8 protein-coding genes and 1 pseudogene are annotated in these 14,774 nt (G+C 68.0%); 4 read left to right on the plus strand and 5 right to left on the minus strand.

From position 1 onward, the window contains the following. The first annotated feature begins 66 nt into the window (after nucleotides 1–66). The gene (locus tag ACIP98_RS35545) at nucleotides 67–2,292 is read left to right on the plus strand and encodes a DUF262 domain-containing protein (protein ID WP_401980186.1); all 2,226 of its coding nucleotides are present in this window, start codon (nucleotides 67–69) and stop codon (nucleotides 2,290–2,292) included. Between the two features lie 106 nt (nucleotides 2,293–2,398). Here the strand turns inward: ACIP98_RS35545 and ACIP98_RS35550 are convergent, their stop codons facing one another. From ACIP98_RS35550 to ACIP98_RS35565, 4 genes and pseudogenes are all read right to left on the minus strand, one after another. After that, complete coding sequence (locus ACIP98_RS35550; RefSeq protein ID WP_401980189.1) at nucleotides 2,399–6,910, minus strand: hypothetical protein; 4,512 nt, start codon at nucleotides 6,908–6,910, stop codon at nucleotides 2,399–2,401. A 1,343-nt stretch (nucleotides 6,911–8,253) separates the two neighbouring features. Further along, nucleotides 8,254–8,754 (minus strand): annotated as a pseudogene (locus tag ACIP98_RS35555) (aquaporin family protein); the annotation flags it as partial. A gap of 74 nt (nucleotides 8,755–8,828) precedes the next feature. After that, a complete protein-coding gene (locus ACIP98_RS35560) occupies nucleotides 8,829–11,174 on the minus strand; it encodes a bifunctional polysaccharide deacetylase/glycosyltransferase family 2 protein (RefSeq protein ID WP_401980191.1) in 2,346 nt (781 codons plus the stop codon). A 37-nt stretch (nucleotides 11,175–11,211) separates the two neighbouring features. Next, nucleotides 11,212–11,769 (minus strand): hypothetical protein, encoded by a 558-nt coding sequence (locus ACIP98_RS35565; protein WP_401980194.1) that lies wholly within the window; start codon nucleotides 11,767–11,769, stop codon nucleotides 11,212–11,214. Between the two features lie 193 nt (nucleotides 11,770–11,962). Between ACIP98_RS35565 and ACIP98_RS35570 the strand changes: the two genes are divergently transcribed. From ACIP98_RS35570 to ACIP98_RS35580, 3 genes are all read left to right on the plus strand, one after another. Continuing rightward, on the plus strand, nucleotides 11,963–12,367 hold the full coding sequence (locus ACIP98_RS35570) for a hypothetical protein (protein ID WP_401980196.1): 405 nt from the start codon (nucleotides 11,963–11,965) through the stop codon (nucleotides 12,365–12,367). A gap of 121 nt (nucleotides 12,368–12,488) precedes the next feature. Then, nucleotides 12,489–13,040, plus strand: a complete 552-nt coding sequence (locus ACIP98_RS35575) for an RNA polymerase sigma factor (protein WP_319661819.1) — start codon at nucleotides 12,489–12,491, stop codon at nucleotides 13,038–13,040. Nucleotides 13,041–13,043: 3 nt separating this feature from the next. Then, nucleotides 13,044–13,838: a hypothetical protein gene (locus ACIP98_RS35580; RefSeq protein WP_319661787.1), complete on the plus strand. Its 795-nt coding sequence runs from the start codon at nucleotides 13,044–13,046 to the stop codon at nucleotides 13,836–13,838. A gap of 111 nt (nucleotides 13,839–13,949) precedes the next feature. Here the strand turns inward: ACIP98_RS35580 and ACIP98_RS35585 are convergent, their stop codons facing one another. Further along, complete coding sequence (locus tag ACIP98_RS35585; RefSeq protein ID WP_319661786.1) at nucleotides 13,950–14,765, minus strand: helix-turn-helix transcriptional regulator; 816 nt, start codon at nucleotides 14,763–14,765, stop codon at nucleotides 13,950–13,952. Nucleotides 14,766–14,774 lie beyond the last annotated feature (9 nt).

The raw sequence follows: 14,774 nt of genomic DNA on the forward strand, positions 1-14,774 counted from the left end.
TCTGTACGGCACGGCGCCGAGTTGGGAGCATGACGGGATGTGTCCGGCACGTGAAGGGGTGGCTGCGTGGGGGCGGACGAGATCGAGTCCCGGGGCTTCAACCTGAACGAACTGTTCCGCGATGTGACTTATGAGATCGACTACTACCAGCGGGATTACACCTGGGGCGAGGAAGAAGTCCGCACCCTGCTGGGGGACCTGTGCGATCTGTTCCGTGACTGGTCGGGCGACTCGGCATATCGGCGCCGTCCCCAGACCGCGCCGCAGTACTTCCTGGGTCCCTTCGTGTATCACGAGCCGTCGGAGAACTGCCGCTTCCTCGTCGATGGCCAGCAGCGGTTCGTCACCCTGCACCTGCTCTTCATGCAATTGAGGCTGTGGGCCAAGGAGGACGGGGAGCCGGAAACGGTCGACCAGCTCAACCGCGTGATCACCACGGACGGGAAGCACTTCTGCGTCGGCATCACCGATCACGACCCGGTCCTGCGGGCTATCAGCGAGGGCCGCAAGTACGAGACGGGCGCGGGGGACTCCCTCTCTCGCCGCAATCTGTGGGCGCGCAGCCAGCAGATTGAGTCTCAGCTCGTGGAGGAACTCGACGCCGAGCAGCTTCACCAGTTCACTGAGTGGCTCTTGAAGCGGGTGGTCCTGGTCGGCATCCGCGCAGCCGGTCGCGACCACGGCTACCGCATGTTCGAGACCATGAACGACCGCGGCGCCCGCCTCACAGCCGTCGACCTCCTCAAGAGCCACCTGCTGTCCAACGTCAGCGCCGGCGAGGAACGGCTCAACACCCAGTGGCAGGAGATGCTGCGGGAACTGTCCACGGACCGCGAAGACCCCCAGGCGGCACCCCGATTCATCAGGGCCTACCTCCTCGCCCGCTGCGCACGCGCGGGCAACGGCGAAGATCGCCGTCAGATCACCACCAACCTCAATGTGTGGGTCCGCCACAATGCCGATTACCTCGGCCTGATCACGGGACGGCCCGACCAGTTCCTCCGGTTCGTGCAAGACCTGCTGAAGTTGGCCCGCCTGTACCGACCCATCCTCGCCGCCACCCGCACGCTGAAAAAGGACGGCGACCGCCTGGAGACCGTGCTCTACAACGAACGCAACGGCCTCGGCGCTCAGTCCGTAGCGTTCCTCGCCGCCATGGACCCAGATGACCAGCCCACCGACGCCAAGGACAAAGGCCGCCTCGTCGCCTCCTTTATCGACCGGTGGTACGCCCTGCGGATCCTGCAGGACCTTCCCGCCCAGTCCGCCGACATCGATGCCCTGGTCCACACCGAGCTCGTCCCCCTCCTACGCGACTGCCGCACGGTCGCAGACGTCGCCGCCGCACTGGGCGACCTCGCGCACCACGGCGGGAACCCGGTACGGGAAGCGGTCACCCTGGGACTGCGAGGCAACAACGCCCACCAGATCCGCTATCTCCTCGCCCGGGCCACCGCCTACGCCGACGAGGCCTGCAAGAAGACCTCAGACATCCTCACCTACCTCGACCGCGACCAGTTCCACATCGAACACCTGTGGGCCAACCACCACGACCGGGTCGCCGCCGACATCCCCGACCCGGTCGTCTTCCGCAGCCGCCGCAACCAGCTCGGCGGCCTCGGCCTGCTGAGAGGCCGCGAGAACTCCAGCATCAACGACATGCCATTCCACGAGAAGAAGCGCCTCTACGCCCGCAACAACGTCCTGCTGGGCGTCATGGCTCCCGAATACGATCACCGCAACCCCGAGCTGCGCGACTTCATCAAGGCGCACCAACTCGACAAGCTGCTCAGGGCCTTCGGCACCCGAGAGACCATGACCTCAGTCATCGAAACCCGGCAGGAGCTGTACCTCCGCCTGTTCGAACACATCTGGGACCCCGAACGCCTGGGCCTGCCTGCCCCGGAGACGGCTCCGGACTCCGAGCCCCCGTCGAGTGCCCCCATGCCGGCGCCCACTCGCCCACGTCAAACCGCTCCTCAGCGCAAACCCGCCTCTCGCCGGCGCACCGACGTGGCCAAGATGATCGACGCCCAGGTCCTCAAAGCCGGCACCAGGATCGTGCTCACCCACCGTGCCACCGAGCACTGGGCCACCATCGACGAAAACGGCGGCATCGTCCTCCAAGCGACCGGAGGAACCCCCTACGGCCGAGTCGACGAGGCAGGGGCCGTTGCCCGTGGCACCAAGACTTGTCAGGGTATGAACGAATGGCACATCGAGGACGAGGACGGAGCACGCGTCAGCCTGCGCACCGTACGAGATCGCGCCGCTGCGTCTGGTGCTCTGTAATCGGGGTGACTGCCCGCAACTTCACCAAGTGCGATTCTTTCCCCTCAGACAGATTCCATCCAATGATGGGTCGTCAGAACTACGCGCAAGTCGGCGAGTCCCTTACCTATCGTCTGTGCGGCCGAGGAACGGTGATCACTACGGGCCGGAGGTGTACCGAGCCTGCCTCGGAGAGACGTGCCGCTTGGCCCTGGAGGTCGGCTAGCAGGGTGTCGGGATTTAGCTTCTTCGCTTCTGTCTTGCGTTTGTCACCCGTCGCGTTCCACAGGTCGATCGGGTACCAGCTGACGAGGTAGATACCGGCGTCCGTCCCTGCCTCGGGCAGGTATCTGCCCGCCAGTTGTTCCTCCTGTGCCGTCGAGACGCCCGTGTTCCATGCGCCCTTGACTTCGATCACAAGCTTGACGGGTCCGTTCTCGGTGCTGACCGGGCGGTTCCCGGATGAGGGCAGCGCGTCGATGAGGATGTCGGTGCGATCGCCGGTGCCGTAAGCATCAGTGGGGTGGATCAGCACCTCGCGATTCACCGCGACACGGTGGCCAGCCAGCCTAAGAGTCAATTCGTGGGCGAGGTATGCGCAAACGGCTGCTTCGGGTTTGGGACGCCAAACTTCCGGAACGCCCTGATCATCAGCGGCTTGCGCAGCCTTCTTCCGGCGACGTGTGCCCGGTGTTCGGTCCCACAGCAGTTCGCAGTGCGAGGGAAGCTCCCGTGCAATTTCATCCAGGACCTCCTGTACAACATCGAGGAGATCCGTACTGGTGCGAATGAGGCGTCGTGCAGGGTCTTGAAGAACCCGTATGACGTCTTCCGGGCGCACCTGAGTCCAGATTGCCGCGGCATGCTGCTTTGTGGTTGTGAACCGGGCCGCCGCGACATCGAGTCGGTCGGGGAATCTACCAGCCAGTTGTCGAAGTTGGTGGACGGACTCCGCAGTGGCCCGTCGACTCAGCTCTCGGAGCAAGCTACCTCTCCACTCTCTTGCTTCGTCTTCGGCACTGAGCGAGCGCACGCCGCGGAGAGGTTTGTCCTCCTCGGGTGGGTACAAGTCACTGAGCCACACGTATAGGTCCGCTAGTTTCGCTTCACTCAGCGAACCCTGGATTTGTTCGGTTTCGTTTCGAGCGCAGGCCTCGGCCAAGCAGCGGCTGAGAGTTACATCGCGCGTCGCGAAGGCCTTGACTCGGTCCCAGTGAGCCTCGGGGTCGGCAGTTAGCAGGGCGCAGACAGTTACGGCAGCGACACCTGTGGCCTTCTGATCTGACAACGGCATGCTGAGTGCCGTATCGATGAGGCGCTTCGCGGCGCTGCTTTCGGCGGTCAGAAGGGAGCGGAGGAGGGACTGCCAGGTGCGCAGAGCAGCATTGTGAGCTTCGTCGGTGTCGGGTACGCCTACGGCATTGTTGCCGGTCGGTCGGCCGAGTTCGGGGCTGGTCGCGACTGCTTGCAACATCCCTAGGCTGGCCGCGATCCGGGTGGCGATGTCTTCCATGGCAGTCCGTAGTTCATCGGTCCAGCGCGGGTCGACGATGTTGAGTTCGACGGGCTGCCGACCGCGTGAGAGCGCGGCCATGGCTATTTGAGTCGTGCGTTGGGCCAAGGATTCTGATGCATGACGGGCGGCCAGGTGCAGCAGATCCTTCCGAACGGGTTCTGTGTAGCTGGTGGAGGTGCCGAGGATCTCGGTGAGAATCGCGGCGGTCCACGAGCGCCACGCTGAGGGAGGCAGTTCATGGAGGCGCCCGGTCCCGTGCAGCTCGGTCAGGAGGGCGTAGCCGGCCCAGGAACGGTGGTCGATTTTGTTGTCTTGAACCCAGGAATCGGCGTGGTCGTGTTCCGCCGCGAGGTAACGCAGTCCAAGCTTGGGAAGATCTGACAGATTGTCGTTGAGGGCGGTAGCACCTGGCCAGGAGGCCATAGTCCCGGACAGCTCCGCAACTCGTTCGGTTCGTGGGTCCACCCGCAGCCTCCAAAGAAACTGCCAGAGACTGTCGTTATCTCCTTGCCGTGCTTGGGTAAGAAGACGCGATTGCGCGGCGAGGAACGCATCTACCTCGGGCCGGCTGTCGACGTTGGCGCGGTGGTTTCTGCGCAGAGCCTTCGCCAGAGGACTGTCCAGGGCAATCGGGTCATAGTAGGTGGCAAGGTATGGCCATACGGGGTGCTGCTCGTTGTAGGCGAGCTCGAACGCCTCGGGGTCGTCCCCTGGGAAGAGCCGGGCGGCCAGTTCTCCGAAGGCAGCGACGAGCATGTTGTTTCCGGATGCTGCTGCCTGGGCCGTTTGGTCCAATGCCCACGCAAAGTCCGTGCTGTCCAACAATTGGTGACGAATGGTTGGCGTGGGGGTCGATGGACCATTCCAGCGCAGATGGTGGGTCCAGTCGTGAACGATCCGCCAGGAGGCTTCGCGCGGGTTCATTTGTGCTCGGACGGCCTCGCTGACGAGGGCCTGGCCCCAGAGCCGACGGAGCGCCTGGATCTCCTGCGATTCCTGGCCATGCTCGTCGAGTTCCAGTGAGTCCGGGATCCTCACTTCGTGATCGTCCTGCAGGATCCCGAGGACAATCTCGGACAGAACGCCTAGGTGTTGGCGAGCTGTCTGGTTACTCAGTGCACGGTCAATCGTGGCATCGAGCAGTGAGGTCTCGATGCGGTCCGACGAGAAGACGAATATATCTCCGTGTGAATCCGGTTGAAGAACTGCATCCCGCATCCAAGCGAGGAGCTCCGGGAGGTCCTCGTCGGCGCACTGAAGGGGCATGGTCTTGAGGAAATGGGCATACGCGCCGTACACGTGCTGCGATGGCGGGCGGAGTGCGGCCAGCACAGTCGACACGTCCAAGTGGTTCGGCCACAGAAGAGCAAGCAGGGTGCCGCGCAGGGCGTGGTCGGGATCTGCTTCCGTGGCAATGGCGGGGTCGGAGATCGATGCGAGAGCCTCTGTGATTATTGGCACTGCACGTACAGCATCGCAGGTGAAGGCCGCGTCAGCCGCCAGAAGGCGCTCCGTGGGATGCCAGGCGCCATTCCCCACCAGTTCTAGGAGCGCAGCGGCAAGCCGCGGGTGCGCCTTGCCGGCGTCCTGGGCCAGCTGGATGGCGAGGCGGATCCGAGCTGTGGTCTCCCAGTCCGGTGCACCGCCACTCGGGGCTGCCTCCAGGACATCGGCGAGCTGATCTTCTAGCAAGGGGTGACGCAAGTCCCAGCGGGAGAGTTGCCAGCGAGTATCTCCGAGCTCTACCTGCGCCGCACGTTCCAGGAGCCTCCTCACCGTCATTTCGCGAACCGCGTCGGAACGCACGAGCGCACTGTGTACTGCCAGGCTCTCGGGGTCGGCATACGCCAGCCAGCTTGTGTGTGTTGGGTTCATCGCCACCAACCAGGCAGCGGTCTCCCTCAGCGGCGCAGGGATGCTGGCTGTATCACCGTCTGGTGACCCGACGAGGAATAGGTTCTCGAGCTGCTGATGTGTCGTCTCCCGGTCTGTGAGATACCGGGCAGCAAGGTAGGCAGCCACGGACGAGTGGCGGAACGCAATCCTGTTGTCGTCCGGCCTCGTGAAGAGTGCCGTCGCCAGTGTTTCCTCCAGGGCCTGAGGGGTGACGTCGTACGAGCCCCAAGTGGTCCGTTCCTCACCGCCCGCCAATTTGTCACCCGGCAGGTCGAAGGCACCAGCCGCGAACGCAGGACCACGCCACACTGCGCGGTGGCCGGACAGCAGCATCCAAGCGGCAACGCGTCCGGCCACCGTCAGACGCTGCGTGGCGGTGGTGGTGACGGCCTTGCCCAGTCGGTGAGGATCAGGATCTTCGGCAAGGCGTTCGACCCCGCGAGCGAACAGATCCTCAGGAACACCGTGCAGCCGTCCGTCGGCACGGTAAGTCAGGACAAGCAATTCCAAGGTCAGCGGAACGCTGGCAAGGACAGCGGCGCCAAGCGCCTCGGCCGCGGCTACGAGCTCTTCCCCTGGGACGTTCGCACTGTCGGCCAGTGCCACAGCCTCTTGCCGGCTCAGCGGTGCCAGGTCGACGCACCGACAGGATCCGAACGCTTCAGAGAGCACGGCGGTCGTGGTTGTCGGGTAGTCGGCCGTGCGGCACGCCATGAGAAACCGGATTCGGCTGGTGTCCCGGCCACCGAGCGATTTCTTCAACCGCCTCGGCAGGTATGGCAGCAACGTACTTTCGTCGGCTTGATCTAGGACCACCCACAGAGTTCCAGTGGTTTCTGCGGTGTCCCCTTCCAAGGGCAGCGCCTCAAGGTGACGGCCCAATTCCACCTGGTAAGAGCTCTCGGTCAGGTCCCCGCCTGTTATCCACAAGCAGGCGTGGGTCTCACTGTCCCAGATGTCCGCGACACGAGGCAGATCGTCGGTGAGATGTGTTAGTACCGATGTCTTTCCGGCACCGGGCTCGCCCAGGACCACCATCGCTCCGGCCGTCATGACGACGGAGGGGCGAGTCAGGGCTCCCTCCTCGAGCCGCCCGGCCTCTCCGACCACCTCGTCGTCGCCTGCGCGAAACGCCTCGGTAGCCCGCGGGATCAGATCCTCCGTGGCGTGCGCGCTGCGGATCTTGCACAGGCGCGGCACATGGAAGCTGAATACAGACTCGGTCATGCCGTGATTCTTCCAGCGCTCACCGACAGCTGCGGCTAGGTCGAGAGCTACCCGGACTGGAGTGCTGTGTCCAGCAGCTCGGATGCCGCCCACGTGCCAGCGACGGGGGCGCGCTCGTCGACCGACGGCACTCGATGAGAGTTTTCCTGTGCATGCCAATATGGGAAGGGATCTTGTTGATGGCGGGAAGGGCACTATGTGAGGCGGGCATGGGCGCAGGTCAGCACCACTAGTGAACGGTCCACAACAATGGGCTACTCCCGACTCAGGTCGGGAACGGTTCACGAGATCCCATCCAGGTTGGTTGTCTGGGTGGGATCTTCTGTATTCCGGGCCGGGTACGGCGAGGATTCCGCTTCGGGAAGCCCGTCCGAACTGCGGCTTCGGCACCGGTACGGCCATCACTCACCTTAACCACTGAATGTGCACACCCGGCTACTCGGGGCGACTCTTGGTTGGGGGCTCGCCGCTGTCCGTGACAGCTCGTCCCTCTTGGTGGCCGCGCTGTCGTGTGGTGCGAGCCCCTTCTTGGAGGTGACGCGTCGTCTCGAATAGCCGTGCCTCGGGCGTCACTTTGGAGTCGCCGAGGTGGTCTACGTCTTTGGGCACTGGTCGCGAGCGCTCTGGCCTTGGCCTCGAACGCCGTGACAAGTGTGGCGCATGCGGAAGGTGGCACCACGCCACGGGGTACGGAGCTTCGTGCCTACAACGGTTCCTTCTGCCCGTGCCGCTTCTTCCCGTACCCACCTGGCTACTGCCTGGGTCGTCCGGGCCGCCCCGGTCCTCCAGGCCCGCCTGGGCCGCCCGGTCCGGTCGGGCCGCAGGGTCCTGCCGGCCCTGCGGGCCCTCCGGGGCCACAGGGTGACACCGGAGCCGACGGTCCGCCGGGGCAGCCGGGCCCTCTTGGGCCGCAGGGGCCTGCGGGGCCGCAGGGCGAAACCGGCGTGCAGGGGCCTGCTGGTCCTGGTGGTCCTGCGGGGCCGGCTGGTCCGTCGGGCGTCGCCAACGCCCGTGTGGTCGTCGGGGCGCCCGCCGTCTTCGCTTTCGTCAGTTGCCCGTCGGGGCAGGTCGCGCTGGGCGGTGGGGGCGTACCGTCCGGCAGGGGGCGCACAACCCGCTGACGACGTCTGTACCCACGACCAACGGAAGCGGGTCGAATACCGGTGATCTGGCCAACGGCTGGTTTGCGACCGCCGGCGTGGGTGGCGGCAACTACCAGGCGTACGTGATCTGCGCTCCCACGACGTGGCGCGTATCGGCTTCGCTGATCGGCCGAGCGACCGCCGTCGGCCCCAATATCCCGGGCTCCACGGCGGCTTCGTCACCGTTGACGACTGCCTGCGTCAGCGAGATGACTTCTCGGGTCGGGTGAGGATCAGCGCGACCAGGGCCAGGCCGACGAGGCCGACGATGATCTGCGGGCCGATGAAGCCCGGTACCGAGCCGGGGCGATGCCCGCGAAGGTATCGGAGAAGGCCCGACCGCTGGTGACCGCGGGGTTCGCGAAGGAGGTCGAGGAGGTGAACCAGTAGGCGGCACCGATGTAACGACGCGACGGCGACCGGCGCGAAATGCAGCCGCTGCGTGCGGGCCGGCCCGAAGATCAGCAGCACCAGGCCCGCTGTGGCGACGACCTCGCCGAGCAGCAGATGCCCTGCCGAACGGTCGTGCGTGGACCACTTCACCAGCGGCTCACCGAGTATGGCGTCCGCCGGCACCGCGCCGGTGGTCGCCCCGACGATCTGAGCCGGTAGGTAGGAAATGGCTTCGCTGGTGTCGACCCCGTCCCCATCCCCGCCCTCGCGGCGGGAGGTCCACCACTCGGCGAGGGTGACAACCGGGTGAAGGGTGAGGTCTCCGGCTCGGGTTGCAACGCCGAGCGGCACCGGGCTTCCAAGCCCGGTGCCGCTCGTTCCCGTTACCAGCCCGGTTCGCCGTTCCGCGGCGTGCCGGCAGGTTCCTCGAGCAGGTCCGAGGTCTCGCCGCTGCGGAGGTAGCGGACGTCGGTGGAGCGTGTGGCGGCCTGTGCTTCCCTCAACCATGTGTCGGCCAGGTCGGTTGCGAGGGGAGTTGAGGGATCCGGCAGGTGCACGGGCGCAGGCTGGGGTCGCGTTCCGGCCCCGGGCACGGAGAGGCTGCCGTATCTCTCCATGCGCTGCCAGCGCAGCCTCGATCCGGCGACCGCGGTCACCACCGACTGGATGACCACGAGGTACATCAACTGCCGGTACACGAATTGCTGTAGGGGCAGGCTCCACAGCGGTCCGGCAGGTTCGCCGTCGAGCCGGAAGGCGTAGACGCCCATGGCGGCCTGGAGCGCGAGGAAGCCCAGCCAGAGCGCCAGGATCCGGACCGGGTCGAGGAAGACCAGGCCGTACACGGCCAAGATGTCGACGACCGGGGCCAACAGCGGTAGCAGGACCTGGAAGAGCAGCAGGTAGACCAGTCCCCGGCGGCCCAGCTTGCCCGCCGCGCCGCTCTGCAGCAGGGCGCCGCGGTGCTTCCACATGGCCTGCAGGGTGCCGTAGCACCAGCGGTAGCGCTGCCGCCACAGCGCGCCGAGCGAGGCAGGCGCCTCGGTCCAGGCGACCGCGTCCTCCTGGTAGACCACCCGCCAGCCGTCCCGGCACAGCGCCATGGTCAGGTCGGTGTCCTCGGCGAGGGTGGCGTCGCTGACCCCGCCGACGCGCAACAGGGCGCCGCGGCGGAACGCGCCAACGGCCCCGGGGACTGTGGGCATGCATTCGGCCAGGTCGAACAGGCGGCGATCGAGGTTGAACCCGACGACGTACTCGATGTGCTGCCAGCGGCCCAGGAGGCCGCCGCGGTTGATGACCTTGGCGTTGCCGGAGACCGCTCCGACGCGGTGGTCGGCGAACGGCTGCACGAGCGCGCGGACGGCGTCGGGTTCGAACACGGTGTCGCCGTCGACCATCACGAGCAGATCGTGGGAGGCCGCTGCGATCCCGGTGTTGAGCGCGGCGGGCTTACCCGCGTTGGGCTGCCGGAAGACGCGGACGGACGGGAGGCCGAGGGAGTCGACGAGGTCGGCGGTGCCGTCGGTGGAGCCGTCGTCGACCACGATGATCTCGACGGGGTGGTCGGAGGCAAGCAGCGAGCGAACGGCGGCCTCGATACCGGCACTTTCGTTGTACGCCGGGACGATGACGCTGACCGGTTCGGTGACCGGCGGCCCCCATGTGGTGCGGCGCATCCGGACGTGCCGTCGGGCGGCCACCAGTACGGCGGCGGCCCGCAGGACGGCGAGCGCACCGGCCGCGTAGAGCAGCCAGCCGAGGATCCGCAGGGCCCACGCGGTGCTGTCCAGGGCCGCGATGAGGCCGAGGCCCAGCCAGTGGTCCTTGGTGGCGGCGGGTGTCACGGCCTGTGGGACGCCCACGGCCTCGCCGACCGTCGTGACGGTGAATCCCCGGGCGCTCAGCTGCGGCAGCAGCCGGTCGAGGGCGGCCACGGTCTGGGAGCGGTCGCCGCCCGCGTCGTGCATGAGCAGGATCTGGCCGGCGTTGCCGCGCGGAGTGGCGTCCGCCACGATGCGGTCGGTGCCGGGGCGCTGCCAGTCCTCGCTGTCCTGGGTGCTCAGGACGGTCAGGTAGCCGGCCTGCCCGGCCGCGCGGATCGCGTCCCAGTCCTGGTTGTCCAGGGCGTCGTTGCCGGAGGAGTAGGGCGGGCGCAGCAGCGAGCTGGTCCGACCGGTTGCTCCGGCAAAAGCCAGCTGGGCCTCGCGCAGTTCCAGGCGGCGCTGCCAGTCGGGGATCTTCCCGAGGTCGGCGTGAGTGAAGGTGTGGATGCCGATCTGGTGGCCCTCGGCGAGGATCCGCCGCACCAGTTCGGGATGCGCCGCGACCTGGGTGCCGACGACGAAGAACGTGGCGTGGACGTGGTGGCGTCGCAGCACGTCCAGGATCCTCGGCGTCCAGGTCGGATCGGGCCCGTCGTCGAAGGTGAGCGCGATGGTGTGCGGCCGGGGACGGGCGGTACGTGCCGGCACGGCCGAGCTGTCGATCGCCGGGCCGCCCCCGGCGACAGCGGTGGGAACCCGGTCGGCGGGGCCGCCGCCCGCGACGGCCGCGTCCTCACTGATCCCGAACATGTGCTGGGTGTAGCCCTGGATGAGCAGTGCTGAGCAGAGCGTGAGGACCAGGGTGGTCAGCAGCAGCCAGTGGGTACGGACGGGGACGTTGCGCCCTGTGCTCCGGAGTCCGCGGCGTCTTCGGGAGCGGGCGGTACCGGGGGCGTGCGTCATCGGAGTGCTTCCTGCGCGGCGGAATCGGCTGCCGGGGTCATCCGCGGCCGTGACCGGTGTGGACGGGTACGGGATGCGTCGTCGCCTTGCTCTTGCCGTGGGTCACCGTGGGGGCGGGACTGGAACCGGTGGCGGACCCGCTCGGCGAGGGGGCCGGGCTCGGAGTTCCGGCCGCACCGGCCGCACCGGCCGTGCCGGTCGCACCGGTCGCGGGGGTGACGGCGGATCCGCCGCGCGAGCGGGTTCCGGCCGGGCGGCCCGTGCCGGAGGACGGCATCGGCTGAGCCGTGGTCGTAGGTGTTGGCTTGCCCCAGGCGGAACCGCCGGTGCCGGGACCGGACACGGCGGGGGGTCGGTCGCCGGCCTCGGGCAGGGGGAGGTACGGGGAGGACACCGTCGGCCCGCCGAGGGCCGCGCTCAGCAGCAGCGCGACGTATCCGACAGCCGGGACGGCAAGGAACCAGCCGGTGCGTCGCACCCACAGCTGCCGCCGTCCCGAGGCGTCGACGAATACGGGTCGGGCTGCGGCATGCCGACGTACGACGCGTCCCTGGGGATCGTCGGCCGCCGTGTCGGTACCGGAGGTGGTGTGCACAGCCGCGCACCATACAAGCCACGGTGGCCGGTTGGCGACGCGAAGGATATATCGGATATGCCCCGGTCTGAAAGCCGACTTTCGTCTGGGCCGCGCTCGGTGTAACACTTTCGCGAAGCGCTGCGCCTTCCGTAGGAGCCGCGCCGTCCGCGCGGACGGTTGCGATGAGCGGAGCGGCACGATGGAGCACGGCGTGAGAAAGCCACCGGTGATATCCGGCCCCCGTCTCGCTGCGGACATCGTGGCCATGGTGCGGGAGGGGGCCGGAATCCGGCTCGACTACTCGCCGGCGAGCCTGACCCTCGTCGACCGCGTCATCGACGGCATCCGGCACGAGGGACCGCCCGCCGAGGCGGTCAGCCGCACGCTCCTGGGCTTCGGCGCCTACACCGGCGAGGTGCTGGTGCGCGGGTCGGGAGCGGCCTGGGTGGACTTCGACGCGGAGCAGCGCGGTACATTCGGGCAGTCGTTCGGGATCCGTACGCCCGACGGGCGGGTCTGGAACCCGCTCGGAAAAGCTCTCAAGAGGTACGAGAACGGAGCGGCGGACAGTTTGCGCCTCTTCTATTTCTCCGTGGTGGGCCAGGCCCGGACGTGACGCCGGACGGACCGCAGGGCAGAGGCCGGCCGGGTCCTGAGGCGAGACAGAGACGTAGCGCGGTGTCGGCGAGCACGAAGAGGGCGTAGTGGGCAAGGCGGAGGTCCGTCCGCGCAAGCGGATGGACGACGGGGAACTGGGCGACGCCGTCCAGCGGGCCCGGAGCGGGGACGAGTCGGCGTTCGGTGTCCTGTACCGGGAGGTCCATCCGCTGCTCCTGGGCTATCTGCGAGGCCTGGTCGGCGACGAAGCCGATGACGTCGCCTCGGAGACGTGGCACGACATCATCCGCGATCTGCGCGGCTTCCGCGGCGACGGAGTGGCCTTCCGGGGATGGGCGGCCACGATCGCCCGGCATCGCGCGCTGGACCACTTGCGCAGGATCAAGGCCAGGCCGCGAACCACCGCACTGGACGAGAGCACCGCCGAGCCGGTGGCGGGCCAGGATTCGGAGCGTGCCGCGCTGGAGAACCTCTCCACCGAACGTGCCTTGGCCCTCATCGCCGCCCTGCCCCAGGACCAAGCCGAGGCCGTACTGCTGCGGGTGGTTCTCGGGCTCAACGCGCCCACCGCAGCGAAGGTACTGGGCAAGCGGCCGGGTGCGGTACGGATCGCCGCCCACCGAGGTCTCAAGCGCCTGTCGGACCGCCTGAGCGGCGCCAGGGAGAAATGACGGATGAACGACAGCCGAGAGCACGAGGAATGGATGGACGCGGCCCTCGTCGAGCGACTGCTCGACGGGGCCGACGTCGCGCAGTCCGACGACCGGGTGGTCGCTCTGGTACGCGTCCTCACAGCGGCGGCCGGACCGGCACCGGGCAACCCGGAACACGAGCGGGCGGCGCTGGCGGCTTTCCGTGAGGCCCGGGACGCCTACCGAGAGGGTGCGCTGCGTACGGCCTCCTGGCGCACCCGGCCCTCCTGGCGCGGTCGCCGGAGCGGGCAGAAGACCAGCAGGCAACGACGTGCCAAGGCGGTGATCGGCGGCGCCGCCGCGGTCTTCGTCCTCGGCGGGGTGGCGATCGCCGCGCAGACCGGCACGCTGCCGGGCCCCCTCCACCCGGGCCCCGGCACTCCCACGCGGGTACCTTCCGCCACCTCGTCCGGAGCCGGTACTGCCACCGCGCACCCCCGCGCGACCTCCGGCCCCGACCCGGCCACGGCCTTGCCCCGCACATCCCGGCGGACATCGCCGGCCACCACGCACCCGGGGGCCGCTCCCGGCACACCTCCGGCCGCGGCACTGAAGGGGCTGTGCGAGTCGTACGCCAAGGCGGCAGACCATGGCAAGTCACAGGAGTCCTCCTCCAAGGCGCGGCTCGAGTGGGCGGCGGGCGGCAAGGGAGAAGTCGCCGCCTACTGTGCCCGGCTGACCGGCACTGCCGCGGGCAACGGCGGCGGAACCACCCACGCTGCCCCGCCGTCGCACCCCGCCGGCCCGAAGACGCCGCCGCCCGGCGGGCCGAAGTGACCGATCGCAGATGCCACGGTCGGAGGGTGTTCCGCGCTCCTCAATCACGCAGACAGCGAGGCCTTCCGTGTCCCGGACGGCTCGGCGAACACCACGCCGGCAGAGCTGATCTCATGCCAATGCCCTGTGGAACGCCGTTTGATCGTCCGGGATCACGACCACGAGCGTCTGCCCTGGCGCGGAGTGCAGCGAGACGAACTCGTTGCGGAAACGCATGCCGCCGAAAGCCGGATGGTGCAGGACCTTGTGGTCGAGGTTCCACTCGGACACGGTGATGGCGGACCACAGGCTGCTGAAGAGTTCGCTGCGTCCGCTGAGATCGTCGACGATCTCCGCGAGTCGCGGGTGCCCGGGGTGGCGTCCCGCGTCCAAGCGCAACATACCCACCATCTCGGAGGCCGCCTGCTGCCAGCTGTCTTGGTAGCGTTCCCGGGCCGTGGGGGAGAGGAACATCCAGCGCAGGCCGTTGCGCTCCGCGGCCGGCAGGCGGTTGAAGTCGGCGAACAGGAAGGCCCCGGCCCGGTTGACGGAGACGACGTCGATGAAGGGGCCGAAGAGGATCGCGGGCGTGTCGCCCAGCAGGTCCATGAAGCGCTGCGCTCCGGGGCCCACGACGCGTGAGGCGCTGCGGTCCGTGCGGGCGATGGGGGCAGGCACGCCGGCCAGGGTGCACAGGTGCGCGTGCTCCTCGGGGCTCAGGCGCAGCGCCTGGGAGAGTGCGCCGAGCACCGAGGGCGACGCCGTGGGCTGACGCCCTTGTTCGAGGCGCGTGTAGTAGTCAGGACTGACACGCGCGAGTTGGGCGACCTCCTCGCGCCGCAGGCCGGGGACCCGTCGGCCGTCCTGGTGGGGCAGGCCCACATCTGCGGGTTCCACCTTGCCGCGGCGATCGCGCAGGAACGCTGCGAGGGCGTGGTTTCGGTTCATGGCATTGCT

This window comes from Streptomyces sp. NPDC088354, from assembly GCF_044753585.1.
Lineage (GTDB): Bacteria > Actinomycetota > Actinomycetes > Streptomycetales > Streptomycetaceae > Actinacidiphila.

What these genes read in the sequence shown, in the direction of transcription:
- ACIP98_RS35585 (WP_319661786.1), bottom strand. Translation starts at nt 14,765, where the DNA reads ATGAACCGAAACCACGCCCTCGCAGCGTTCCTGCGCGATCGCCGCGGC.
- ACIP98_RS35580 (WP_319661787.1), top strand. Translation starts at nt 13,044, where the DNA reads ATGAACGACAGCCGAGAGCACGAGGAATGGATGGACGCGGCCCTCGTC.
- ACIP98_RS35550 (WP_401980189.1), bottom strand. Translation starts at nt 6,910, where the DNA reads ATGACCGAGTCTGTATTCAGCTTCCATGTGCCGCGCCTGTGCAAGATC.
- ACIP98_RS35560 (WP_401980191.1), bottom strand. Translation starts at nt 11,174, where the DNA reads ATGACGCACGCCCCCGGTACCGCCCGCTCCCGAAGACGCCGCGGACTC.
- ACIP98_RS35575 (WP_319661819.1), top strand. Translation starts at nt 12,489, where the DNA reads ATGGACGACGGGGAACTGGGCGACGCCGTCCAGCGGGCCCGGAGCGGG.